Source organism: Halorientalis regularis, assembly GCF_023698535.1.
Taxonomy (GTDB): Archaea; Halobacteriota; Halobacteria; order Halobacteriales; family Haloarculaceae; genus Halorientalis; species Halorientalis regularis.
In genome coordinates this window covers 94,170-116,281 of record NZ_JALJCL010000011.1, presented here as the reverse complement: position 1 = coordinate 116,281, position 22,112 = coordinate 94,170, and the positions used below count along the sequence as shown (strand labels likewise).

General features: G+C 68.2%; 23 protein-coding genes. 15 read left to right on the top strand and 8 right to left on the bottom strand.

All coding sequences use genetic code 11. The features are described 5' to 3' along the window. The first annotated feature begins 100 nt into the window (after positions 1-100). The 4 genes from MU521_RS14980 (at position 101) to MU521_RS14965 (ending at position 3,695) form a co-directional block, all read left to right on the top strand. Positions 101-796, top strand: coding sequence for a TVP38/TMEM64 family protein (locus tag MU521_RS14980; RefSeq protein ID WP_092693531.1), 696 nt, complete (start codon positions 101-103; stop codon positions 794-796). Positions 797-1,000: 204 nt separating this feature from the next. After that, on the top strand, positions 1,001-1,591 hold the full coding sequence (locus MU521_RS14975; protein ID WP_092693533.1) for a 50S ribosomal protein L15e: 591 nt from the start codon (positions 1,001-1,003) through the stop codon (positions 1,589-1,591). 231 nt (positions 1,592-1,822) lie between these two features. Beyond that, a complete protein-coding gene (locus MU521_RS14970; RefSeq protein WP_092693535.1) occupies positions 1,823-3,109 on the top strand; it encodes an endonuclease/exonuclease/phosphatase family protein in 1,287 nt (428 codons plus the stop codon). Between the two features lie 70 nt (positions 3,110-3,179). After that, positions 3,180-3,695 carry a hypothetical protein gene (locus MU521_RS14965; RefSeq protein ID WP_092693536.1) on the top strand — a complete coding sequence of 172 codons (516 nt, stop codon included), beginning with the start codon at positions 3,180-3,182 and terminating at the stop codon, positions 3,693-3,695. Here the strand turns inward: MU521_RS14965 and MU521_RS14960 are convergent. The 3 genes from MU521_RS14960 to MU521_RS14950 form a co-directional block, all read right to left on the bottom strand. Beyond that, positions 3,682-4,797, bottom strand: coding sequence for a Brp/Blh family beta-carotene 15,15'-dioxygenase (locus MU521_RS14960; protein ID WP_245681195.1), 1,116 nt, complete (start codon positions 4,795-4,797; stop codon positions 3,682-3,684). The two genes, MU521_RS14965 and MU521_RS14960, sit on opposite strands and share 14 nt — an antisense overlap. Further along, on the bottom strand, positions 4,731-5,501 hold the full coding sequence (locus MU521_RS14955; protein WP_092693539.1) for a lycopene cyclase domain-containing protein: 771 nt from the start codon (positions 5,499-5,501) through the stop codon (positions 4,731-4,733). Before MU521_RS14955 ends, MU521_RS14960 begins: the two co-directional genes overlap by 67 nt. A gap of 129 nt (positions 5,502-5,630) precedes the next feature. After that, positions 5,631-6,368, bottom strand: a complete 738-nt coding sequence (locus MU521_RS14950; protein ID WP_092693540.1) for a bacteriorhodopsin — start codon at positions 6,366-6,368, stop codon at positions 5,631-5,633. Between the two features lie 345 nt (positions 6,369-6,713). On the opposite strand from MU521_RS14950, the gene MU521_RS14945 reads away from it, so the two are divergent. The 7 genes from MU521_RS14945 (at position 6,714) to MU521_RS14915 (ending at position 12,974) form a co-directional block, all read left to right on the top strand. After that, entirely contained in the window at positions 6,714-7,175 is a 462-nt protein-coding gene (locus MU521_RS14945; protein WP_092693542.1) for a DUF6789 family protein, read from the top strand. Between the two features lie 74 nt (positions 7,176-7,249). Beyond that, entirely contained in the window at positions 7,250-8,425 is a 1,176-nt protein-coding gene (locus MU521_RS14940; RefSeq protein WP_092693543.1) for a tRNA sulfurtransferase, read from the top strand. A gap of 144 nt (positions 8,426-8,569) precedes the next feature. Continuing rightward, positions 8,570-8,941: an Hsp20/alpha crystallin family protein gene (locus tag MU521_RS14935; protein WP_092693544.1), complete on the top strand. Its 372-nt coding sequence runs from the start codon at positions 8,570-8,572 to the stop codon at positions 8,939-8,941. Between the two features lie 42 nt (positions 8,942-8,983). Next, a complete protein-coding gene (locus tag MU521_RS14930) occupies positions 8,984-9,550 on the top strand; it encodes a DUF6735 family protein (protein WP_092693546.1) in 567 nt (188 codons plus the stop codon). A gap of 238 nt (positions 9,551-9,788) precedes the next feature. Next, positions 9,789-10,550, top strand: a complete 762-nt coding sequence (nucS, locus tag MU521_RS14925) for an endonuclease NucS (protein ID WP_394327228.1) — start codon at positions 9,789-9,791, stop codon at positions 10,548-10,550. A 109-nt stretch (positions 10,551-10,659) separates the two neighbouring features. Next, the gene (locus tag MU521_RS14920; protein WP_092693549.1) at positions 10,660-12,231 is read left to right on the top strand and encodes a methyl-accepting chemotaxis protein; all 1,572 of its coding nucleotides are present in this window, start codon (positions 10,660-10,662) and stop codon (positions 12,229-12,231) included. Next, complete coding sequence (locus tag MU521_RS14915; RefSeq protein WP_092693551.1) at positions 12,231-12,974, top strand: bacteriorhodopsin; 744 nt, start codon at positions 12,231-12,233, stop codon at positions 12,972-12,974. Before MU521_RS14920 ends, MU521_RS14915 begins: the two co-directional genes overlap by 1 nt. 64 nt (positions 12,975-13,038) lie before the next feature. Here the strand turns inward: MU521_RS14915 and mutS are convergent, their stop codons facing one another. Then, a complete protein-coding gene (gene mutS / locus MU521_RS14910; protein ID WP_092693552.1) occupies positions 13,039-15,720 on the bottom strand; it encodes a DNA mismatch repair protein MutS in 2,682 nt (893 codons plus the stop codon). Between the two features lie 105 nt (positions 15,721-15,825). On the opposite strand from mutS, the gene mobA reads away from it, so the two are divergent. Together mobA and MU521_RS14900 are read left to right on the top strand one after the other, a co-directional pair. After that, on the top strand, positions 15,826-16,437 hold the full coding sequence (gene mobA, locus MU521_RS14905; protein ID WP_092693554.1) for a molybdenum cofactor guanylyltransferase: 612 nt from the start codon (positions 15,826-15,828) through the stop codon (positions 16,435-16,437). 59 nt (positions 16,438-16,496) lie between these two features. Then, complete coding sequence (locus MU521_RS14900; protein WP_092693555.1) at positions 16,497-18,155, top strand: class I adenylate-forming enzyme family protein; 1,659 nt, start codon at positions 16,497-16,499, stop codon at positions 18,153-18,155. Between the two features lie 34 nt (positions 18,156-18,189). Here the strand turns inward: MU521_RS14900 and MU521_RS14895 are convergent, their stop codons facing one another. The 3 genes from MU521_RS14895 to MU521_RS14885 form a co-directional block, all read right to left on the bottom strand. After that, entirely contained in the window at positions 18,190-18,615 is a 426-nt protein-coding gene (locus tag MU521_RS14895) for an HVO_A0114 family putative DNA-binding protein (RefSeq protein ID WP_092693557.1), read from the bottom strand. Further along, a complete protein-coding gene (locus MU521_RS14890) occupies positions 18,612-18,893 on the bottom strand; it encodes a toxin-antitoxin system TumE family protein (RefSeq protein ID WP_092693558.1) in 282 nt (93 codons plus the stop codon). Before MU521_RS14890 ends, MU521_RS14895 begins: the two co-directional genes overlap by 4 nt. Before the next feature lie 139 nt (positions 18,894-19,032). Continuing rightward, positions 19,033-19,668, bottom strand: a complete 636-nt coding sequence (locus MU521_RS14885; protein WP_092693560.1) for a DsbA family oxidoreductase — start codon at positions 19,666-19,668, stop codon at positions 19,033-19,035. Between the two features lie 160 nt (positions 19,669-19,828). Here MU521_RS14885 and MU521_RS14880 point away from each other — a divergent pair, with 160 nt between their 5' ends. After that, positions 19,829-20,317: an AIR synthase-related protein gene (locus tag MU521_RS14880; RefSeq protein ID WP_245681196.1), complete on the top strand. Its 489-nt coding sequence runs from the start codon at positions 19,829-19,831 to the stop codon at positions 20,315-20,317. 48 nt (positions 20,318-20,365) lie between these two features. Here the strand turns inward: MU521_RS14880 and MU521_RS14875 are convergent, their stop codons facing one another. Next, entirely contained in the window at positions 20,366-20,512 is a 147-nt protein-coding gene (locus tag MU521_RS14875; RefSeq protein WP_175452892.1) for a DUF7331 family protein, read from the bottom strand. Positions 20,513-20,719: 207 nt separating this feature from the next. Between MU521_RS14875 and thiD the strand changes: the two genes are divergently transcribed. Next, on the top strand, positions 20,720-22,087 hold the full coding sequence (gene thiD / locus MU521_RS14870) for a bifunctional hydroxymethylpyrimidine kinase/phosphomethylpyrimidine kinase (protein ID WP_092693562.1): 1,368 nt from the start codon (positions 20,720-20,722) through the stop codon (positions 22,085-22,087). Positions 22,088-22,112: the final 25 nt, after the last annotated feature.

Below are 22,112 nucleotides of genomic sequence, written 5' to 3'. Positions count from 1 at the left end.
ACGGTTCGGGGGACGGAGGGTGGCCTGTTAAACGCGTGCGTGATTCCCGGCGTTCGGTAGCGACCGGCGAGACTAATTGCCATCGATCCGACGTGTCCGTATGGCCGAGGGACGACCGACGAGCGTGTTCGAGTCACGGGCGGCCCGCCGGCGATTCGTCGCGGCGGCCGTGGCCGTCGTCACCGCCGTCGTCGGCCTCTGGCTGTTCGTCCAGGCGTATCTACCGATGCTCGCCGACGGGGCGGCACTGCGCCGGTTCGTCGACGGGTACGGCGTCCTCGCACCGCTCGTGTTCGTCGCTCTCCAGGCGGCCCAGGTCGTCGTCGCGCCGATCCCGGGCCAGGTGACGGCCTTCGCCAGCGGCTACCTGTTCGGGAGCGTCCGCGGGACCGTCTACAGTCTCGTCGGAGTCACCATCGGGAGCGCCGTCGCGTTCTGGCTGTCGCGGCGGTACGGCCGCCCCTTCGTGGCGAGCGTGGTTCGGGAAGACCTGCTGGTTCGCTTCGACGCCTTCGTCGAAGAAGCCGGCACGGTGAGCCTGTTCGTGATCTTTCTGATCCCCGGGTTGCCCGACGACGTACTCTGTTTCGTCGGCGGCCTGACCGACATCGACCTCCCGAAACTCGTCGCGATCTCGTTTTTCGGTCGCCTGCCGGCCTACGTGCTGGTGAACGTCTCCGGGTCGGGGCTGGCCAGCGGCGACCTCCGACTGACGGCGGTGACGCTGCTGATCCTGCTCGTCGGGTCGGCGTGGGGATTTCTGAACCGCGAGCGACTGCTCACCTACTTCGAATAGGTACCACGGGAGGGTCGGTGGTGGGGCCGGGGAGAGTTCGAAGTGTTTAACCGCGCCAGTGGGGAAGAGTCGGTAACTCGCTGGTCGACGGGCACCAGCGGGCACCTGCCGCGTCGGAGGTGGTTCGAGACGGCCTCCGCCCACAGGACGGGATGTGACTCCCCGGCGGGGAGTTGAACCACTCGACGCCCGTGGTGATAGCCCATGACACGGAGCTTCTACTCCCACATCCGAGAGGCGTGGGAAGACCCCGACGACGGACAGCTCGCAGAACTGCAGTGGCAGCGCCAGCAGGAGTGGCGCAACCAGGGCGCACTCGAACGCATCGAGCGCCCGACCCGACTGGACAAGGCCCGCTCGCTCGGCTACAAGGCCAAGCAGGGCGTGGTCGTCGTGCGCGCCAGTATCCGCAAAGGCGGCGCACGCAAACAGCGGTTCACCGCCGGCCGGCGCTCGAAGCGCCAGGGTGTGACCCGGATCACCCGCCGCAAGAACCTCCAGCGCGTCGCCGAGGAGCGTGCCACCCGCAAATATCGGAACCTACGCGTGCTCAACTCCTACTCCGTCGGGCAGGACGGCCGCCAGAAGTGGTTCGAAGTGATCCTGCTCGACCCGCACCACCCCGCCATCGAGAACGACGACGACCTCAACTGGATTTGCGACGACACCCAGCGGGGTCGGGCCTACCGCGGCCTGACCAACGCCGGGAAGTCCAACCGAGGGCTCGACCAGAAGGGCAAGGGCACCGAACACAACCGTCCGAGCAACAACGGCGGTCAGGGCCGCGCCAAATAACTCCGCACCCACTTTTTAGTTCCCACTTTTTCCGTCAGAGGGTCGCCGCTGGCGACCCCCTGCGCAGAAACTTGGGGAAAAAGGCCGCTCGCGCGGCTTCGCCGCGCTCGCGGGTGCTACGCTCGATTCTTTCCGCACAGCATCCGCCACAGCCGCCGCGACCGTACCGCCGACCACAGACTGCGATTCAGTCAGTAGCTTCAGGTGCCGCCGTCACGGAACCTGTCGGTAATGGAACCACCGGCAGACGACAGGTCGGTCAGCCGACGGACGGTACTGGGCGCGGTCGCCGGCCTGAGCGCGGGCGCGGCCGCCACGACCGGCGCGTCGGCTCGGTCGGCGTCCCAGGCACCCGAACTGGCGGTCCTGACCCGCAACGTCTACCTCGGCGTCGATCTGTTCAGACTGTTCGAGGCGCGCTCGCTCGCCGACGTGCGACGGATCGCCGGGAACCTGCTCGGCGAGGTCGATCCCGGACTCGTCAGGGCGCGGGCCGACGCCATCGCGGCCGAGATCGAGGCTACCGGCGCGGACGCCGTGGCGCTCCAGGAGGCCGCCGTGCTCCGGGTTCAGCGCCCGAGTGACTTCGGGACCGACTCCCCGGAGCCCGCGGAGACCGTCATCGTCGACCTGCTGGCGGCCATCCAGTCGGCGCTTTCCGAGCGGGGGCTGGAGTACGAGGTGGCCGCCTCGACCGTCACGACGGACGTGGAACTCCCCGCCGAGACCGACGACGGGACGGCCGACGTGCGCCTCACCGACCGCGACGCCGTGCTGGTCCGGAGTGATCTGGACGCCACGGCGACCGCGAGCGGGACCTTCGAGGCGGCGTTTAGCGTTCCAGCGCTGATTCCCGGGCTCGGTGGGCTCGCAGTCCAGCGCGGGTTCTGTGCCGCGGACGTGACGGTGGCCGGCGAGACGGTCACCGTCGTCTCGACGCATCTCTCGTCGGTACGTCAGGATCTCCGAACCGGCCAGGCAGAGGAACTGCTCGACTGGCTCCCGACCGACCGACCGGTGATCGTCGGCGGCGACTTCAACAGCGGCCCCGGCACGGAACCGGCGGCCTACGAGCGGCTGACGGCCGAACTGACCGATGCCTACGCCGCGCGGCACCCCGACCGGGACGGGTTCACCTGCTGTCAGGCGGCGGGGCTTCGGAACGCCCAGTCGCGGCTGGACAGCCGTGTCGACGGCCTGCTCGTCCGCGGCGACGTGTCCGTGACGGCGGCCAGCCGCGTCGGCCACCGCGCGTCGGATCGGATCGCCTATCAGACCGAGGGGGAGACGGTACGGGTCTGGCCCTCGGATCACGCCGGCGTGGTCGGGACGTTCGCGCTCTCGGCGTCGGCGTCGGTCGGGACCGCGACGGCGACCAGGACGGCGACACGGGCCGATAATTCGAGGGCGACGACCGCTCCGCCCGACGCGACGGGGACCACGGGGCCGGGGCTGGGCGTCCTCGCGGCGCTGGCGGGGGTCGCAGGCGGTGTCGCCGGCCGGCTGTGGCGGGCGTGAGTCGGGATCGGTGCCACGGCGGGCGAAACGGCGACCACGTTTTTAAGAAGTGGGTGGCTACGGGTGGTTTATGGAAAGTCGAAGTCGGTCCGTCGCGGTCGTCGGTGCCGTGGCCGTGCTCCTCGTCCTCGCGGGCTGTAGCGGGGCACCCGGCGACGCGACGCCGACGCCGAACGCCTCGGGGTATCACGAACCGGCGAGCGAGTACCTGCTGACGGCGGCGGAGTTCACAAACTGGGAAGGCAACGGCACGCGCGCGCCGGGCGCTGCGCCCGCGGGGATGGAGTCCGGGCGGGTCCTCGAACTGCGAAACGGAAGCTCGAACCTCCAGATCGCGCTGCTGGTGTTCGAGTCGCCCGCCGACGCGCGGGCTTTCCTGGCCGCACAGCGCGAGACCTATCGGTCGGACGGGGTCAACGCGACGAACGTGAGCGTCGGGGACCGGGCGTTCGGGGTCACGTCGCTGACCGAGACGGCCGTCAACGCACAGCAGGCGAACGTGTACGTGCAGGTGACCGGGACCGTGCCGCTGAACGGGTCCGAACAGTACGCCCGGGCGCAGTTGCGGGCAGTCACCGACCGGTAGTCCACACCCCTTGCTCGCGGTCCATGAGTGTCACGACGGCGACGTGTGGCAACGTCAGCACCGCGATGAGGACGAGATAGAGCCCGACCCACCCAAGGATGTCGGCGGGTGGATTCGGGACCAGCAGGTAGAATCCCCCCAGCAACGCGAGCGACGCCAGCGTCAGCGGCGTGGCTTCCCTGGCGAAACGAGCCAGCGCGGGACGAAGCTGGTGGTCGTCGAGCGCGGCCCGGGAAGTCGGTTCCAGCGGGAGCAGGCGGGCGATGTGTCGGTAGGCGTGCCAGACACAGAAGTAGACGCCGACGGCGAGCACGGGCTGGACGAGGGCGAAGAAGACGACGAGCAACGCGACTTCCCCGGCGTCGACGAACCAGACGGATCGAGCCCCGGCGCGCACGCCCGTCAGCACGAGGTAGCCGACGATCACCGCGGCGTAGCCAACGCCGAGTGCGAGTCGGGTGTCGAGTTGGAACACCCAGGCGAGGCTGGCGGTCGAACCCAGTGCGAACAGCGAGATCAGCGCGTTGGCGACCCGGCGGTACCAGTCCGGAAAGAAGAGGAGCGGTACGAGCATCGGCAACCCGCCGCGGACGACGACCGCGAGCGCGCGCTCGGCGCGGGTCGAGAGGTAGTCGGCGTCGAGGACGGCCAGCAGTGCGTAGAGGTCGCCCTGCCCCCAGTGCGCCCAGGTCAGCAGGATGAAGAGGGCGAACGCGGCCGCAGGGGCGAGAAACCAGACGACGGCGTAGACCACCCCCAGGATGCCATAGAGGGCGAACACGCCGGCGATGGCCCGGAGCGTGGGGTCCTGTCCGCGGACGCGGGGGAGCGCGAGGTGGTCGATCGCGCCGTGGGGCAACCCGAGGACGAGGACGCTGGCGACGAGCGGGACGTACTGGACGACCGGCGGGACGGTGACGCCGAAGCCGAACGGCACGATCAGGGCGGCGGTGAGGACCCAGGACGGCCAGAGGACGCCCCGGGTCAGCGTGGCCCGAATCGAGCCGTCGAGGTCGACGCCGGGGGCGGTACGGATCATGAGCCAGTGGGGGTCCTGCGGTTCCAGACCGTCCGGACCTGCTCCCAGCGGTCGGTCACCCACCAAAAGAGGAGGAGACCCTGGACGAGAAAGGTGTTCGTCAGCGCGAAGAAGAGCAGTTCCTCGATGGGGAGGCCGAAGATCGCCAGCCCGGTCATGAACGCCTCGTCGAAGGTCCAGATGCCGAGTTCGATGGCGATGCGGTCGACGGCCGCGAGGTAGGCGGTGGGGACGCCGACGCCGAGCGCGAACGTGCGGCGACGCTCCCAGAGGACGGGCCAGCCGAAGGCCCACTGGACGGCCAGGACCGGACTGGCCCACAGCAGCAGGGTCCCGAGGTAGTAGGTCGACTCGGCGAGGAAGACGAAGCCGAGGCCGGCGACGAGGCCACCGCCGAGCAGGCCCAGCGCGCGCTGGGGGAGCGAGATACCGAACTCGTGGTCGCTCGCGGTCGGCAGCCGGGCGAGCCAGAGACTCGTCAGCACGGGCTGGAGGATGAAAAAGAGGTACTCCTCGATCGGCGCGTGCCAGATCCGGAAGGCGACGGTCCCCTCGCCGTAGGCCCAGACGCCGGTGGCGATGAGGTGGTTGTCCCACGGCGTCGTGTAGAGGATGGCGACGGCCGCGAGGAGCGCCACGCCGAACGGGCCGGCGTAGGGGCGTTCGACGGGACCGGCGAGGAGGAACAATGCCACGAGCGGCGGCAGGATGAACAGGAGATGAAACTCCAGATAGGTGAGTGCGGCGAGGACGGCCCCGTCACTCATCGGGGCGGGCCTCCCCGGGAGCGTGGATGGCTGATCCGGTCATAGTGGTGGTATCCAGGGCGGGTCTGTTAGTGGTTGGTGTGGTATCGGTGGGTTCCGGGTACGAAAAAACTGCACCGTGGTCGGCGGTTAGTCGGCGGCGGCGGCTTCGGGTTCGGCGGTGCTGGAGGTGGCCTGGTCGAGGACGCCCCGGCTCCGGAGCAGCAGGAAGCCGAAGCCGACCTTGGCCAGCACGTCGAGCACCATGAACGCGGCCGTCTCGTAGTACAGCGGGACGAGGCCGAGGCCTTCGGTCCCGACGATCCACACGACGGGATAGGCCAGCCACAGCAGGATCACCACGTTCCTGAGCGTCCCGAACAGGTTGCCAACGTCACCGGGCATCTCCGATGCCTGCGCGGTGAGTCTGCTGACGAGGATGTACAGCAGGACCAGGAAGAAGCCACAGCTGATGCCCCACCAGGCGATCCGCATCGCCTGGCTCGCGGTGGTCAGCGCAGCCACCAGACCCGTGATGATCATCCCGACGTCCAGGCCGACGAGCGTCGCGATGGTGTTGCGGTCGGCCCCGGCGAGCAGTGCCAGGTCGATCAACAGCAGCGGCGTGGTGAACAGCCAGTCGGCGTACCGAGCCCAGTAAATGTCCAGCATCTCACCGGCCACTGTCACCTCCGTCAGGCCGTATCCCATGGCCATCGAAAAGTACGACACGGCTGCGATGGCCGGGATGAATATCGTGATGATATAGAATTCTTGTTTCTGTTCGTCCGTCTCGTTCCAACCCATACCGATGAACGCCAACGTACCTAACGCCATCAGTGCGGTGCCGATCCACAGCCAAATGCTCTCCGGACCAGGTTGTGGCATGATGCACTGTATAATTATATTTAGATAGTTAAAACATCCTTGCCCAACCAGTTGGGCTTGCGGAGTAGCGTGTCTGAAAAGCCGGAAGCCAGCATTTTTCAGAACCCGAGCGGCAAGAATAGATCGACAGCCTTGCGGCCATCGACTCGACGTATCCGTGTCGACCGGCACGTGACCGGCCGCCGATAGGGGACCACTGGACGACCGAACCCAGACGGCCGCCAGCGTCCGTGCGTGGTTCGTCGTCGCCGGATACGGATGTGTTTTTTGCGCTCGTGTGCGGCTATAACACAGACACAGACGCGAGGTGGTGTTACGTACTCAGCCGTGGACACTCCGGATGCGATGGCGACCGAAACAGATACGATCATGAAGCGTGGAACGGGGCTGAAAGATTGGCAGGCCGGCGTCGCGGGTGGCGTCGTCGCTGCGGCAGTGATGGCGGCGCTGATCGTCGCGATGAACCCACCGACGATCGCGGCCGCGATCCCGGCGCTGTACGGACTCTCGGGTGGTATCGCTGGCATCACCGTCCACGTGGCACACGGGGCGGTGCTGGGCGTCGCGTTCGCGGCGCTCCTGCGGTTCGCGCCGATTCCTGACGACTCGGCGGCCGCCGTCGTCGGGACGGGGCTGGCCTGGGGCGTCGTGACGTGGATCACCCTCGCGGCGCTGGTGATGCCGGTGTGGCTGGGTGCGGTCGGGTTCCCGAAGGCACCGCCGCTGCCCAACTTCGCGATCCCGAGTCTCGTGTGGCACGTCGTGTACGGCGGCGTCCTCGGCGTCGTCTACACGGCCCTGCGCTGAGTGCCGTCGGCGGCACAGCACCGGCGCGCACCGACGACAAAGGGGATTTAAGCCCCAGTCGTCTCTGGGCGGGTATGGAGCCGCCGGGTGCGGACACAGTCGTCGTCCGTTACGGGGACATGAGTACGAAGAGCAGTCGCGTCCGTCGTGGGATGGAAAAGCGCCTGGTCGAGAACATCGAGGCCCTGCTCGAAGACCGCGGCGTCGGCGGGGACGTGGAGCGACGGCCGACCAGACCGCTCGTCTGGACCGACGAACCCACGGCGGCCGCCGAAGTCGCCGCCGACGCGTTCGGCGTCGTCTCGACCAGTCCGGCGCGGTCGCTCCTGGCCAAGCCTGACCCGATCCTCGACGCGATGGCCGAGACCGCCGAGGCCCACTACGACGGCGGGAGTTTCGCCGTCAGCGCGCGGCGCGCGGGCGACACATTTCCGATGGACAGCGAGGACCTCGGCCGGGAGGGCGGACAGGCGATCTGGGACGCCGTCGAGGGTGACTTCGAGCCGGAAGTAGACCTGGACGACCCGGACTTCACGGTCAACGTGGAGGTCCGCGAGGACGCGGCCTTCCTGTACCTCGACGAGATGGCGGGGCCGGGCGGCCTCCCGCTGGGGAGTCAGCGCCCGGTCGTCGCGCTGGTCAGCGGCGGTATCGACTCGCCCGTGGCGGCCTACGAGATGCTGCGGAAAGGCTGTCCCGTCGTCCCCGTGTACGTCGACCTCGGGGAGTACGGCGGCCAGGACCACCGCGCCCGAGCCGTCGAGACCGTCCGGACGCTCGGCTCGTACGCGCCCAATTTCCGGGAGCCCCTTCGGGTGGTCCCCGGCGGCGAGACGGTCGAACTGCTGGCCGCCGACCTCGAACAGGGCCGGATGCTCGCCTTCCGCCGGTTCTGCCTCGCGGTCGCAGAGGAGGTCGCCCTCGACGCGGGCGCGGCCGGGATCGTCACCGGCGAGGCCATCGGCCAGAAGTCGAGCCAGACCACCCAGAACCTCAGCGTCACCGATCCGCTCACCGACCTGCCCGTGTTCCGCCCGCTCCTCACGATGGACAAGAACAGCATCACCGAACGGGCCAGGGAGATCGGCACGTTCACCGACTCGACGATCCCCGCGGGCTGTAACCGCTTCGCCCCCGTACAGGCCGAGACCAACGCACGACTGGACCGACTCCGCGAACTGGAACCGGACGACCTCCGCGAGCGCGCCCGCGACGCGGTGGCGGACCTGGAACTGGTCGAGTGTCACTGATAAACTGACCGTCTGTCGAAGATCCGTCTTCGTCCGTGGTACCAGAAACACGCTGCAGTACAGCGGTTTCGGTTCTGGTTTGTGACCATACCTCAACAACATTTATCACGAAGCGCGAGCCTACATCTAGCTGGGTGTTGCGCAATGGCACTGCCCGATCCCGCCAGTTCGTGGACGAGAGGTATCGACCTGCCGTCCCGGCTGTTCTCCGGGTTCGGCAGTGACGACTACGAACTCTACGAGGAGGACGACGAGTTCGTCCTCACCGTGGAGATGCCGGGCTTCGAGCCCGAGGAGATCGAGGTCAACTGGTACGAGGGCCGACTGAACATCTCGGCCGAACACGTCGACGGGTCAGCCGGGCGCGAGCGGACCTATCACCGCGCGTTCCGGATGCCCAAGGAGATCGATCCCGAGGAGATCGGTGCCCGGTACCGCAACGGCGTCCTCGAAGTCCGGCTCCCGGTCCTCGAAGGCGCGACGCGACGCGGCCACAGCATCGAGGTCGAGAGCTGACCGGCCGCACTTTTTTGTCCGAGAACGGGACCAGCCCGGCCCGTGACCACCGTGGGACAGCGCGCACTCGTCGCCTACGAACGGACGGACAGCCGATACGACCTCCACTACGCACACTGGGGTGCCCACGAGTGGCTCTTGGCGGCGTCACTCGCCGCGATCCGGCCGGGGAGCCGGTTCGGCCCGACCGACGGCACCGGCTCGCTCACCGGCGTCGACCCGGACCCGCTGGCGACCGACCGGTCGTTCGAGGACCTCCTGACCAGCCACGTCGACTGGCAGACCTACGACGCCTGCTACGTCGTCGCGGCCGACGGAACCGTCCAGCCGTACCTCGCGGCCTGGTTCGGCCTGCCGGGTCACGACACGGTCCGTCCCCGGGACGGCGCGCTGGTCGGCGTCGATCCCGACCGCGTGGAACCGGACGGGGAGTTCCTGCGCGGCCGCGTCGCCGGGCTGAAAGCCGCCACGCTGGCGATGGTCCGGGCAGACCGCCTCCCACTGGCCACCGCCAGATCCTTCCTGGCCAGCGAAGTCCGGTCCTGGCACGCCGAGGGCCGGACGGTCCACCTCGGGCCCGACGCCGATCCGGAAGGGTGGGGGGACTGAGGCGGTTCGGGAACAGTCAGTATCTGCAGGCGCTGCTTCCACATCCTGGCGGACTGAAAGGGCGAGGTCGTCTCGACGAACCCCGGCGACGCAAGCACTGCAGGCCGCGTCGCGGCCGAAGCGCACAGCGAGCCGCGGGAGTCGAGACGGCCGAGGGCTTTCGAGGCGTTCTCACCCGATTCACCGCCGTCGCCCGCTCCCGACGCGCTTATCCGCCGACCGTGACTACGGCCGGGCAGTGACAGACGAGGGTGACGGGAGTGTGGACGCCGAGGACGCGGCCGCAGTGACGACCCTCGCGAGTCCGACGCCCGCCGACGCCCGGGAGGCGGTCGCCGCCGCCATCGAACGCGAGGACGTGGTCTCGGTCTTCGGCACCTGTACGGTCGAGTACGAGGGCCGGGCGTCGAGCCATCTCGGCCCGGGCGACCGGCTCGTCGTCTGCAAGCCCGACGGGACGACGCTGGTCCACACCGACGAGGGCCACCAGCCGGTCAACTGGCAACCGCCGGGCTCGACCCAGGAGGCCCGGCTGACCGACGGCCGCCTCGAACTCCACAGCCTGCGCTCGACGCCCGAGGAGGAGTTGCTGGTCCGCTTCGCGGAGATAATCCAGGTCACCGCCTACGACGTGACCGACGAGACCGAACTCGCCCTCGAAGGCACCGAGGAGGACCTCCGGGAGCGGGTCCTCGACAACCCGGACCTCGTCGAGTCGGGCTTTACCCCGCTGGCGACAGAGCGCGAGACGCCGGCGGGCGCGGTGGACATCTTCGGCGAGGACGGACAGGGGCGGCGGGTCGTCGTGGAGTTGAAACGCAGGCGGGTCGGGCCGGATGCGGTGGGGCAACTCGGCCGCTACGTCGACGCCCTGGAGCGTGACCTCCACGCCGAGGCCGACGTGCGCGGGATTCTGGTCGCGCCCTCTGTGACGGACCGGGCGCGGCGACTGCTCGCCGAGCAGGGCATGGAGTTCGTGGCGCTGGAACCCGCGGCCTGACCCGTTCCGACCGCTCACGGCCGGAGTTGATTTTTCCGCGGTGTGAGACCATATTAATTCGTGATAATCGCGGCCCGTCATATAACATGGTGAGAGCCAACAGTCAGGCATGTTGGAACGGGTCCGGCGGAGTTTCGGGTTGAAACTGTTCCTCGGGTACGGGACGACCGGGTTGTTGATCGTCGTCGTGGCGGTCGGAACGGGGAACCTCGCGGCGACGGTCGTGGCCGGGTTGTCCGGGCTGCTGGCGCTCGGGTCGGTGACAGGCACGGCGACGATCGCAGCCGTGTCCGAACTGGAAGAACAGGCGAACGAGATCGCGGACGGGAACTTCGAGACCAGGGTCGAGACCGAGCGGGTCGACGAGATCGGCCAGCTGTACGTGACGCTCGACGAGATGCGCGAGTCGCTGGCGAGTCGGATAGAGGACCTGGAGGCAGCAAAGCGGGAGGCTGAGGCCGCGAGAGAGGACGCCGAGACGGCCCGGGAGGAGGCCGAGCAGGCCCGGGAGGAGGCGTCCGAGTTGGCGACCGAGTACCGGGCCGCGGCCGAGCAGTACGCCGAGACGATGCAGGCGGTGGCGGCGGGCGACCTGACGCGGCGGATCGACGTCGAGACCGACCACGACGCGCTGGCCACGATCGGCCGCGAGTTCAACGCGACGATGGACGACCTCACCGCCGCGTTCGAGGACGTGCGGTCGTTCGCGACCGAGATCCAGAACGAGGCACGGACCGTCGCCGACAGCGCCGAGCGGATCGAGCGAAACGTCGACGACGCCGCGGAGACCGCGGCCGGGATCACCGAGGAGACCCGGACACAGCGGGAGAAACTGGAGTCGACGGCCCAGGACATCGACAGCATGTCGGCCGCCGCCGAGGAGATCGCCGCGACCGCCGACGACCTCGCGAGCCGGAGCGAGGAGGCGACCGCGGCCAGCGACCAGGCCCGGACGGCCGCGACCGACGCGATCGAGGAGATGGAGCGGATCCAGCAAGAGACCGCCGAGACGGTCGAACAGATCGAGACGCTGGCCGACAGCGCCGACGAGATCACGGACATCGTGGCGATCATCCGCGACATCGCCGAGCAGACGAACATCCTCGCGCTGAACGCCTCCATCGAGGCCGCCCGCGCCGGCGAGGGCGGCTCCGGCGACGAGGCCGGCGACGGGTTCGCCGTCGTCGCCGACGAGGTGAAGCAACTGGCCGAGGAGACCCAGCAACGGGCCGACGAGATCGCCGCGATGGTCGAGGAGGTCCAGACCGAGACCGACGAGGCGGCCGCGTCGGTCCGGGCGACCCGAACGCGCGTCCAGGACGGCGTCGAGACCGTCGAGGACGCGCTCAGCGAACTGGAGGAGATCGCCGACTCGATGGAGGACATCAACGACGGCGTGTTCGAGATCAGCGACGCCACCGACGACCAGGCACAGACCGTCGAGGCGACCGCGGCGGCGATCAACGAGGTGACCGATCGGAGCCGCGAGACGGAAGACTCCGCCGAGACAATCGCGGACACCGTCACGAACCAGGCGAGCGCCGTCGACGAGATCACGGCGACGATGCGGGGCTTCGAGACGACCGCGAACGAACTGATCGGCGAGATCGACCGGTTCGAGGTGACGACCGAACCCGGCCGCCATCACAGCGCCGCCGCGACCGACGGGGGTGAGCGCTGATGGTCGCCTTGCCCGTCGACCCGGTCCGGGTCCTGTACGCGCTCGCGGTCCTCGGCTTCGGCGTCGGGGTCTGGATCGGGTGGCGGTTGCTCACCGACGATCCGGCCCTCGCGGAGCGGGGCGCGTTCAAGTACCTCCTCGTCATCCCGGTCGTCGCCGGCGCGTCCTACGTTCTGATGTTTTTCGACATCGGGACGCTGACGGTCGGGGAGCAGTCGATCGTCGTCCCGCGGTACGTCGACTGGCTGATCACGACGCCGATACTGGTCGGGTACATCGGGTACGTCGCCGGCGCACCCCGCCGGTGGATCGTCGGGCTGGCCGCGGCCGACGGCGCGATGATCCTGCTGGGCGCGGTCGCGACAGTGACGACCGGCCCCACGAAGTGGCTGTCCCTCGGCCTGTCGGGGCTCGGCCACGCGTCGCTGTTGGTCGTCCTCTACGTCGTCTTACCCCAGTACCTCCCGGACGAGCCGAAACGCAAGGGGCTGTTCAAACTCCTCCAGAACCACGTCGGCCTCCTGTGGCTGGCGTACCCGAACGTCTGGCTGGTCGGCCCGGCCGGGTTCGGCCTCATGTCGGGCGTGGGACTCAGCATGATCATCGCGTACCTCGACGTGGTGGCGAAGACACCGTACCTCTACTTCGTCTGGCAGAACGCCCGGGCGTTCGAGACGGGGTCGGCGGACCCGGCGAGCGACGCGACGACCGACGAGGGAGCCGCCGGCAGTCCGACCGCCTGACACGCCGCGGTCGGGCCGGTCCCGGGATCCACAACCACGCCGCCCCGGCGGCGACACCGGACGGTCACTCGTCCTCCACTCGCTCCTGGAGATCCTGTAACAGCGCCAGCGCCTCCATCGGCGTCGTCGTCGCGAGATTCTGCTCGCGGATGGTCTCGGCGAGGTCGGGGTCCGCGTCCGCCGCCCCGTCGTCACCCGACCGGCCCGCCGTCGCATCGTCCGCCGTCGCGGCGGTCTCGCCGTTCGTCCGCGCGTCCGGCCGGTGCCCGTTGGTCACGTTCTTTCCGTGCTCCGACCGGTCGGCGGTGTCGGCGTCGAGCAGTTCCCGGGAGCGGTCCACGACGGCGTCCGGAATCCCGGCCTCGCGGGCGACCTCGACACCGTAGGAGGCAGCGGCGGGACCCTGGCGAATTTCGTGATCGAAGACCACGTCCTGGCCGTCCTGATCCGCCGCGAAGTGCAGGTTGAACACGCCGTCGAGCGCGTCGGCGGCGTCGGTGAGTTCGTGGTGGTGGGTGGCGAAAAGCGTCCGCGCGCCGATCTCGTCGTGGACGTACTCGGTCACTGCGCGGGCGATGGCGAGGCCGTCGGTGGTGCTGGTGCCTCGCCCCACCTCGTCCAGCAGGATCAGCGAACTGTCGGTGGCACTCGCCAGAATCTCGGCGAGTTCGGTCATCTCGACCATGAACGTCGACTTCCCGCCGGCGATGTCGTCGCTGGCCCCGACGCGAGTGAACACCCGGTCGACTAGCGAGAGGCGGGCGTCGGCGGCAGGGACGAAGCTACCGGCCTGGGCCAGGAGTTGAATCAGCGCCACCTGGCGCATGTAGGTGGACTTCCCGCTCATGTTCGGTCCCGTCAGGACAGCGAAGCAGTTCTCGGCGTCGAGGTGGGTGTCGTTGGGAACGAACGATTCCTGCGTGCGCTCGACGACGGGGTGGCGTCCGCCCTCGATCTCGGTTCGGTTCGGGTCGTCGACGAACGCGGGACGGGCGTAGTCGTACTCGGCGGCGACGGTGGCGAACGAAGCCAGCACGTCCAGTCGGGCGAGCGTGTCGGCCAGCGTCTGGATTCGTTCGGACTCGGCGGCGACGGTGTCCCGGACCTCTCGGAACAGGTCGTATTCGAGGTCGTCGGCGCGCTGTTCGGCCTGGATGATCTCGTCCTCCCTCGCTTTGAGTTCGGGTGTGTAGAACCGTTCGGAGTTTTTCAGGGTCTGGCGGCGCGTGTAGTCGTCGGGCACCGAGTCGAGATTGGCGTTCGTGACCTCGATGTAGTAGCCGTGGACGGAGTTGTGGCCCACCTTCAGCGAGTCGATCCCCGTCCGATCGCGCTCTTGCGCCTCCAGCGAGTCGATCCACTGCTTGCCGGAGCGTTCGGTCTCTCTGAGGTCGTCCAGTCGCTCGTCGTATCCCGGGGCGATGACGCCGCCCTCGGTAACCTCGATGGGTGGTTCCGCGCGGATCGCACGTCCGATCAGGTCCCTGATCTCGTCGAGCGCGTCGAGGTCGGCCCGGATCTCCCGGAGCGTGGCGCAGTCGGCGTCGGCCAGCGCGGCTTCGATCTCGGGCACCACGTCGAGGGTGTCTTTCAGCGACCGCAGGTCGCGGGCGTTGGCTCGGGCCCGTGAGACTCGCGAGATCAGCCGCTCCACGTCGTACACGTCCCGCAGGCGGTCGTGGAGGCGCTCACGAGTTCGCACGTCGCCGGCGAGTTCGCCGACCGCGTCGTGACGGGCCTCGATGGCTTCGCGCTCGGTCAGCGGTCGCCGGAGCCAGTCTTTCAGCTCGCGGCTCCCCAGGGCGCAGGCGGTCTCGTCCAGCACCTCCACGAGCGTCGCCCCGGCGCGGCCGTGGACGGCCCGGCGCTCGAACAGTTCCAGACTCTCCAGGGCCACCCGGTCCAGTAGCATGTACTCGCGCGGGTCGTATCGGGTGACGTGGTTGAGATAGTCCAGTCGGTCGCGCTCGCCGTCGGTGTCGTCGCCCTCCGCACCTCTCGTATATTCGGCATAATCAAGCAGGGCTCCACAGGCCCGAACTTCGGCCGCGGTCCCGAGGACGGTCCCGGGGTCGCCGAAGTACGACTCGACGAGCCGTTCGGGACTGTCTCCCTCGAAGGCACTCCGGTCGTGGGGCGTCACCATGCAGTCGTCGTCGAAGGGGTCGGTCGGGGCGTCGGGACCGACGACGGCTTCTGAGGGACTGAACCGGCCGAGTTCGTCGGCGACGGCGGACTCGTCGGTCGTGCTGGTGACGTAGAAATCGCCGGTGGACACGTCCAGCAGGGCCAGCCCGTACCGGTCCCCCGAGCGAGCGAGACAGGCGACGAAGTTGTTGTCGTCGGTCCGGAGGAGTTCGTCCTCGGTGAGCGTGCCGGGCGTGACGATGCGGGTGACCGCACGGTCGACGACGCCAGTCGCCTCATCTGGGTCCTGTACCTGATCGGCGACGGCCACGCGGTAGCCCGCGTCCAGCAGGGTCTCGATGTAGCTCTCGGCGTTGTCGATGGGGATGCCGGCCATCGGGTACTCGCCAGTCGAGTCCTCCCGCTTCGTGAGGGTGATCTCACAGAGTCGCGATACCCGCTCGGCGGCGTCACAGAACGCTTCGTAGAAATCCCCCACCTGAAAGAGGACCAGGGAGTCCTCGTAGGCCGAACACAGCTCGAAGTACTGCGACATCATCGGCGTCAGTTCGTCGGCCCGGTCCGCCATCCGTTCGGGTGGGCCAAGCGCCGCGTCCATGGGCGACCGCAGTGTCGCGGACGGCATATGCCCTCCGGATGGCCGGCGGGCCGCGGTCGGCCGTTCGGGGCGGCCTTCTTGTGGGCCGGGTTCGTAGCGCCGGTCATGCGAACGGGTGTGATCGTCGCGGGCGGGTACTCCACGCGGTTCGGGGACGGCGACAAGGCCGTCGCCGACCTCGCGGGCACGCCCATGCTCCGACGGGTCGCCGACCGTCTCGCACCCGTGATCGACCGACTGGTCGTCAACTGCCGCCCCGACCAGCGAGGGAGCATCGCGGCCGCGCTGGCGGGCTACGACCACTCCGTGACCGTCGCCGAGGACGACGACCCCGACCGCGGGCCGATGACAGGTATCTTGACCGGCCTGCGCGCGGTCGAGACCGAGTTCGCGGTCGTCGTGGCCTGTGACATGCCCTTCGTCGCGCCCGCGCTGGTCGAGTACCTCGCCGAGCGGGCGCAGGGACACGACGCCGCGGTTCCGCGCGTCGACGGGCGCGATCAACCCCTGCAGGCGGTCTACCGGACCGAGGCGACCGTCGCGGCCTGCGAGGCCGCGCTCGCCCGGGACCAGCGAGCGGTCTTCGCCGCCCTGAACGATCTCGACTGGGTCTTCGTCCCGGAAGGGGAGATCGAGACCCACGCCACGCTAGACTCGCTCCGGAACGTCAACACCCGCGCGGACCTGCGGGCGGCGGCCACCGACCTGGAGGGGTGACCTTCGGCCGTGTGAGTGGCCCCCCTCGCTTATGGTGTGTGAGAGAGATGATGACAGGCATGGAGTATTACAACGGTAACCAACTGGCACACATGGGCGACCTGCCGTCGATGGCGGCGGACAGGTACGGGGAGCAAACGGCGTTCGTCTTCCAGGGACTGGAGACGAGTTTCGCGGAGGTAGAGGCCGAGGCCAACCAAGTCGCGAACATGCTCGTCGACCACGGCGTCGGGGCGGGCGACCGCGTCGGGCTGTTCATTCCCAACACACCACGATTCCCAAAGAGCTACTTCGGGGCGATCAAGGCCGGCGCGATCCCGGTCCCGCTGAACCTCCGGATGGACCCGGAGACGCTGGCCTTCGTCATTCAGGACGCGGGCATCGACGTACTCTTTGGCTCGCCCTTCCTCGCCGACGAGGTCCAGGAGCTGGCCGCGGCCGCCGAGGTCGGGACGCTCTTTTTGCCGGGCGTCTCCGACGACGGCGTGGTCAACTACTCGCACGCCATCGCCGACCACGCGGAGACATTCGACCGCGAGGCCCACGGCGTCGACCGCGAGTTCGAGGACGTAGCGGTCCAGCCCTACACCAGCGGGACGACGGGCAAGCCCAAAGGGGTGCAGTTGACCCACGGGAACCTGCTGTCGACCATCGCGGCCTACGACAACGGCGGGCTCCCGCTCGACCCGGACGACACCTTCCTGCTCGTCCTGCCACTCTTCCACATCTACGGGCTGAACGCCCTGCTCGGGTCCGGCCTGTACAGCGGTTCGAAGATGGTGCTGGTCGCCCAGCCCGAACCGGAGCCGATGCTGAACGCGATCCAGAACAACGACGTGACCAACTTCGCGGGCGTCCCCGCGATGTACACGATGATGTTCCGGGAGTACCGCGAGAACCCCGGGGAGTACGACCTCTCGAGTCTCGACTCGGTCACCTGCGCGGCCGCGCCCCTCGCGGACGCGACCCGGCGGGAGATCATGGCGGAGTGGGACGTACCGATGGTCGAGGGCTGGGGGATGACCGAGACGGCACCCGCCGGCACGGTCGAACCCTCTCGCGGCGTCCAGAAGGCCGCCGGCTGTGTCGGGCCAGTGCTGGACGACGTGGAGATCAAGCTCGTCGATCCCGAGACGCGGGAGACGAAGGTATCGACCGACCAACTGGAGCCGTTCCCCGACGACGACCTCGACTTCGAGGACGAGGAATCGGTCACCGGCGAAATCGCGATCCGGGGCCCCAACGTCTTCGAGGGCTACTACAACCGCCCGGAAAAGAACGAACAGGTGTTCGACGACGAGGGCTACTTCTACACGAAAGACATCGCCCGTGTCGACGAGGACGGCTACTTCTGGATCGTCGACCGCGCCGACGACATGATCATCGCCGGCGGGGAGAACATCTACCCCGCGGAGGTCGAGGACGCCCTCTACGAACACCCCGACGTTGAGGAGGCCGCCGTGGTCGGCGCACCCCACGAGGTGAAAGGTGAAGCCCCCGTCGCCTACGTCGTCCTCGCGGAGGGGACAGACGTGAACGAAGAGGAACTCCGGGAGTTCACGCTGGATTACGTCCCGTCCTACGCCCACCCGCGCCGGGTGTTCTTCGTGGACGAACTGCCTCGGAGCGCGACCCAGAAAGTCCAGCGGTACAAGCTGGAGGAAGAGACCGAGGACCGGTTGAGCGAGCCGCTTCGGTCCGAGGACGAGGACCTGTAGTCGGGGCAGTCTCCGACAAATTTCGTTCCGGAAGTCAGGCGGAGGCACCGGAGTGACCACCGACAGTACCGCGTCCGATACTGAACGAGATGTCGACGGTCTCTGCACCACCTCTGAGGACCGGTCGTTTGCTCGCACCGTCGTCCTCGAACTCGACCACTCCCAGTGACTCCAGTTCTTTCAGGTTCCGATGGACTTCCTTGTAGTCGCGGTCGACAGCCGCCGCAGTCTGACGAATACTATCGGGCCGGTCGTTCACGATGGCTTCCAGCAGCGTCAGATTCGACGTTCGCATGAGGCGTTCGACCTCGCCGAAGTCCTCGAAGTTCAGGATGAACCGGGCATCCTGTTCGATCTCCCCGCCGCGCTCGCCGGCTTCCGCTTTTCGCAGGCGGTCCCGGGCCGCATCGGCGTGTTCGTCGGCCTGTCCGAACGTGATTTTCAGCGTGTCCGTGGTCATGGTAGGTCCTCGATTTCGGTCGTGAAACGGTTCCGGAGTGCCAGCATTCCCGGGAACTCGATCTCCTCGATACCGTCGGGCGTGTGTCGCTCGTGACGACCCGGCGTCCGGTTCTCGTTGTCGTATCGGGGGATGGTGCCACGGCCGTCGGTGTGCCCGTAGCGGAGCGCGTACCGATACCCACTCGGGAACTTCGGGTCGTCGGTGCGGTGAATTTTCCGCCGGACGACCAGGTTACCGTCGCGGTCCTCGACGTCTTCGATGACCTCGCGGCCCATCTCGTACTATGGTATTGTCCCCATCAGCTTGAACTATGGGATCAGGACCATCACTTCCGAATCCGTGTCAGGTCTGTCGCCGGGTGAGCATCTGCAGGGACCGAACCATCAAACCGCAGATACTGTACACGAGAGATACCTAACTTCCCTCGACCAGCCGTCGCAACTGCTCGGGCGGGACCGCGCCGCGGGCGGCGTACCCGTCGTACGTGAACGTCGGCACGCCGCTGACGCCCTGGTTTTTCGCGTCGTCGAACAGCGTGCGGACGCGCTCGCGGAGGTCGTCGTCGTCGAGGGCCGCCCGAACGTCGTCGGGGTCGACGCCGGTGTCCTCGGCGAGGTCGGCCAACACGTCCGGCTCGCCGATGTCGCGCCCTTCGGTCCAGAGGGCCTCGAAGATGGCCCAGTCGAAGTCCAGCCACGTGTCGTAGTCGTACTCGTCGCGGACGCGGACCGAGGCGATCTGGGCGGACAGGGAGTCGATGTCCCGGGAGAGTTCGAGGTCCATCGCCACGTCGTACTCGTCCTGCAGGCGGCGGACGTTCTCTTTGGCCTGTTCGTAGTAGTCCTCGTCTTTGCCGTCGTCCACGTCGTGGTCGATGCTCCCGTCGGGGTTGCGCTTGCCGGCCCGGAGGTCGAAGGGGTGCCAGTCGATCACGAGGTCCTCGTCGCGTTCGTCCTGGTACTCCGCCAGCGAGTGCCGGCCGAGATAACAGAACGGACAGACGTAGTCGGAGTAGACGGTGATCCGGTCGTCGCCGGTGGTGTCGGGCATAGCCGTTCCAGTGGCTTGAAACGGGAAAAAGACGCGATACGAGAGAGCCAGTCGCGACGGTGACCCGACGGGTCAGGCGCTCGATTCGCCCTCCTCGCCGAGGAACTTCAGCACCGTCCCGAGCCTGACGACGACGCGTTCGAGCGCGACGGGAGCGACGGTGACGAGCGACACGAAGCCGGCCATCGAGGCCACGGGACCCCTCTCGATCCAGTACGAACCCCTGCTGGCCGAGGCCGTCGACGCCGACACGCTGCAGGCCACACAGGACCGCGTCTACGACATGAGTCCCGTCAGGGACGCGCTGACGGCCGCGGCGGCGGGCCCGGTGACGGCGATGCACGACGCCACCGAGTGTGGCATCTACGGCGGACTGTTCGAGATGGGCCGCGCCGCGGACGTCCGAATCGAGATCGAACGGGACGCGGTGCCGGTCCAGCACGGCGTCGTCGAGGCGTGTGACTTCTTCGGCATCGATCCCTGGATCTCGATCAGCGGGGGGACGCGCCTGGCGACGGTCGGCCCGTCGGGGGTCGACGACGTACTCGCGGCCCTCGACGACGAGGGGATTCCAGCCGCCGACGTGGGCGAGGTCGTCGCGAGGTCGGGGCTGGCCGTCGACGGCCAGGAACAGGACCACCCGGGATAGGACCCATTCTGGGCGGCCGTGGAGGAGTACGCGGAGAAACTGGAGTGATTATTGCTCGACCGGCGTGACTGTGTTGGACTGGATCCACGCCGCCTTGTCGTCGCGGTCGTAGACGATCAGGTCGCCGTCGTCGGTCTCGAACTCGCCGTACTTCTCGTCGATCTCGGAATCGATCCGTTCTGCTGGTTCTGCCATTGTTGTGTTCACGCGCGGTCGCGCCGTGTCATCACACCACGTCCGTCGCGTCTCACCCGTATGGGAGCCGTTGTCGAATATAAGTATTGTGCTGAATGTTGTATGGAGTATTGTTAGCATACTAGGATGGATAAGGGAGTGGCACTCGCTCGGAGTCGACGGACCGCACCGCCAGCAACTTAGTGTGTCCCGGCCGGACTTGGGGGTATGAAACGACGAGCGGCACCGGAGTCCCGGCCGGTCGCGCTGACCGTCGCCGGCAGCGATTCCGGCGGTGGCGCGGGCATCCAGGCGGACCTGAAGACGATGGAGGCCTGCGGGGCGTTCGGGACCAGCGCGATCACGAGCGTCACGGCACAGAACACCCGCGGCGTCGAGGGGACCCACCTGCTCCCGACCGCGGAGATCGAGGCCCAGCTGGACGCCGTCCTCGACGACTTCGACGTGGGCGCGGTGAAGACGGGGATGCTCGCGACCGCCGAGGTCGTCGAGACGGTCGAGAGCTATGCCGACCGCCTCCCGAACCTCGTGGTCGACCCGGTGATGGTCGCGGCCTCGGGCGACCGCCTGCTCGAACCCGAAGCGGAGGCGGCCTACGAGGACCTGATCGGTGCGGCGACGCTCGTGACGCCCAACGCCGACGAGGCGACAGTCCTGACCGGGATCGAGCCGGAGACCGAAGCGGAGATGCAGGCGGTGGGCGAGCAACTGCGCGACCTCGGCGCGACCGCCGCGCTGGTCAAGGGCGGCCACGTCGAGTTCGCCGACGACGACCGAACCGACGAGGTCGTGGACGTGCTGGTGACCGAGGAGACCGTCGAGACGTTCCGTCACCCCCGCGTCGAGACCGACGCGACTCACGGGTCGGGGTGTACCCTCTCCAGCGCCATCGCGGCCCACCTGGCTCGCGGGGCCGACCTCTCGGCGGCCGTCGCGACCGGCGTCGACCTGCTCGCGCGGGCCGTGCGCTACCCGCTGGACGTGGGTGAGGGACCGGGCAGCGTCCATCACACGGTCGAGCGTCGGAACCGGGCCGCCCGCGAACCGACGGCCGAGCGCGTCACCGAGGTCGTCGAGCGGTTCGTCGACCGCGACGTGTCACCACTGGTCCCCGAAGTCGGGATGAACGTCGTCGGTGCGACCCCCTACGCCGAACGTCCCGACGAGACAGCTGCCGTCGAAGGCAGAATTACGCGGACGCTCTCGGGCGTCCGGCCCAACCGGGGGGTTCGCTTCGGCGCGTCGAGTCACGTCGCGCACTTCCTGATCGCCTGCCGGGAGTTCGACGCCGCCCGGCGGTTCGCGGTGAACTGCCGGGTCGACGACGACGTGGCGGCAGCGCTGTCCGATCTGGACGGCGAGGTCGTCACAGTCCACGATGCCGCACCCGACGCGCCGGAGTCGATCCAGCGGTGGCTGGCCGAGAGGGCGTTCGAGCGAGCGGAGGGGTCGCCCGTCGCGGTCGTCGACCGGGGCGGCGTCGGGCGGGAACCGATGGTGAAACTGCTGGCCGACGACGCCGCGGCGCTGGCCGAGCGAACACTGGCGGTCCGGGACGGGCTCGAGGTCGAGTAGACTGATACATCCGGTATTTTTCCAT

What these genes read in the sequence shown, in the direction of transcription:
- MU521_RS14950 (WP_092693540.1), bottom strand. Translation starts at nt 6,368, where the DNA reads ATGCCACAACCTGGTCCGGAGAGCATTTGGCTGTGGATCGGCACCGCA.
- MU521_RS14890 (WP_092693558.1), bottom strand. Translation starts at nt 18,893, where the DNA reads ATGGGCCGCGAGGTCATCGAAGACGTCGAGGACCGCGACGGTAACCTG.
- MU521_RS14940 (WP_092693543.1), top strand. Translation starts at nt 7,250, where the DNA reads ATGGAGCCGCCGGGTGCGGACACAGTCGTCGTCCGTTACGGGGACATG.
- MU521_RS14970 (WP_092693535.1), top strand. Translation starts at nt 1,823, where the DNA reads ATGGAACCACCGGCAGACGACAGGTCGGTCAGCCGACGGACGGTACTG.
- mutS (WP_092693552.1), bottom strand. Translation starts at nt 15,720, where the DNA reads ATGGACGCGGCGCTTGGCCCACCCGAACGGATGGCGGACCGGGCCGAC.
- MU521_RS14885 (WP_092693560.1), bottom strand. Translation starts at nt 19,668, where the DNA reads ATGCCCGACACCACCGGCGACGACCGGATCACCGTCTACTCCGACTAC.
- MU521_RS14920 (WP_092693549.1), top strand. Translation starts at nt 10,660, where the DNA reads ATGTTGGAACGGGTCCGGCGGAGTTTCGGGTTGAAACTGTTCCTCGGG.
- MU521_RS14900 (WP_092693555.1), top strand. Translation starts at nt 16,497, where the DNA reads ATGGAGTATTACAACGGTAACCAACTGGCACACATGGGCGACCTGCCG.
- MU521_RS14875 (WP_175452892.1), bottom strand. Translation starts at nt 20,512, where the DNA reads ATGGCAGAACCAGCAGAACGGATCGATTCCGAGATCGACGAGAAGTAC.
- mobA (WP_092693554.1), top strand. Translation starts at nt 15,826, where the DNA reads ATGCGAACGGGTGTGATCGTCGCGGGCGGGTACTCCACGCGGTTCGGG.
- MU521_RS14945 (WP_092693542.1), top strand. Translation starts at nt 6,714, where the DNA reads ATGGCGACCGAAACAGATACGATCATGAAGCGTGGAACGGGGCTGAAA.
- MU521_RS14975 (WP_092693533.1), top strand. Translation starts at nt 1,001, where the DNA reads ATGACACGGAGCTTCTACTCCCACATCCGAGAGGCGTGGGAAGACCCC.
- MU521_RS14895 (WP_092693557.1), bottom strand. Translation starts at nt 18,615, where the DNA reads ATGACCACGGACACGCTGAAAATCACGTTCGGACAGGCCGACGAACAC.
- MU521_RS14965 (WP_092693536.1), top strand. Translation starts at nt 3,180, where the DNA reads ATGGAAAGTCGAAGTCGGTCCGTCGCGGTCGTCGGTGCCGTGGCCGTG.
- thiD (WP_092693562.1), top strand. Translation starts at nt 20,720, where the DNA reads ATGAAACGACGAGCGGCACCGGAGTCCCGGCCGGTCGCGCTGACCGTC.
- MU521_RS14955 (WP_092693539.1), bottom strand. Translation starts at nt 5,501, where the DNA reads ATGAGTGACGGGGCCGTCCTCGCCGCACTCACCTATCTGGAGTTTCAT.
- MU521_RS14915 (WP_092693551.1), top strand. Translation starts at nt 12,231, where the DNA reads ATGGTCGCCTTGCCCGTCGACCCGGTCCGGGTCCTGTACGCGCTCGCG.
- MU521_RS14980 (WP_092693531.1), top strand. Translation starts at nt 101, where the DNA reads ATGGCCGAGGGACGACCGACGAGCGTGTTCGAGTCACGGGCGGCCCGC.
- MU521_RS14935 (WP_092693544.1), top strand. Translation starts at nt 8,570, where the DNA reads ATGGCACTGCCCGATCCCGCCAGTTCGTGGACGAGAGGTATCGACCTG.